This window comes from Winogradskyella sp. 4-2091, assembly GCF_045765065.1.
Lineage (GTDB): Bacteria > Bacteroidota > Bacteroidia > Flavobacteriales > Flavobacteriaceae > Winogradskyella.
Map to the genome: position 1 here is coordinate 1 of NZ_JBJKOD010000048.1, position 788 is coordinate 788.

A 788-nucleotide genomic window follows, 5' to 3' on the forward strand; every position below is an offset into this window, starting at 1 on the left:
ATAGGATTATTTTGAAAACAAATTATAGCGTTTTAAAGGGTAATACGTTGTAATTTAAAAAAATACAGTAGAAATTTTTAATTTATTTTCAGTTGAAGACTAGTTCTTTCATAGATAAAAGATGAATTTATTTTATCTTATTGTTTTAAGTTTTAGGTCGTGTAGTTTGTTTAGAGTTTTAGTTTTTTGTAATCTAATTTTAAACAAAAAAAGAGCAAGTTCCATATGAACTCACTCTTTATCTTAGTAAAATATAGTTTGGTTATTTAAGGGTTCTGATCTTCTCCATCAACAATATAGAAGTAAGAACGTCTATTGACTTGGTGCTCTTGTTCCGTACATTTAACACCGTTAGCACACTTATTTAACAATCTAGTTTCCCCAAAACCTCTAGCACTTTGTATTCTGCTAGGCTCAATACCACGGGATATTATATATTCTCTAGTAGATTTAGCACGTCTATCGGATAATTTTAAGTTATACTTATCACGTCCTCTACTATCGGTATGAGATTCAATTTTAATAACCATTTCTTTGTGTTTACGAAGAACGTTAACAATATTTTCGAGTTCGTATTGCGCATCTGTTCTAATGGTATCCTTATCATAGTCAAAGAAAATAGGGTTAATAATAATCTGACTTTCTAAGATTAGCGGTTTAAGTACCAGATCAGCGGTTATGGTGTCTTCGTTTTTTCTAGAAGTTGTTATTATTTTCTTGTCCTCTTGGTAATCTTCTTTAGTTCCTAGTATGGTATAAGTTTGGTTACATTCAACCTCAAAGGTGTA

General features: G+C 30.2%; 1 protein-coding gene. It reads right to left on the bottom strand.

The window, feature by feature from the left end; translation table 11 throughout:
* Positions 1-266 precede the first annotated feature (266 nt).
* On the bottom strand, positions 267-788 hold a 522-nt coding region (locus tag ACJBCC_RS17250), incomplete at its 5' end, for an OmpA family protein (RefSeq protein ID WP_407557929.1).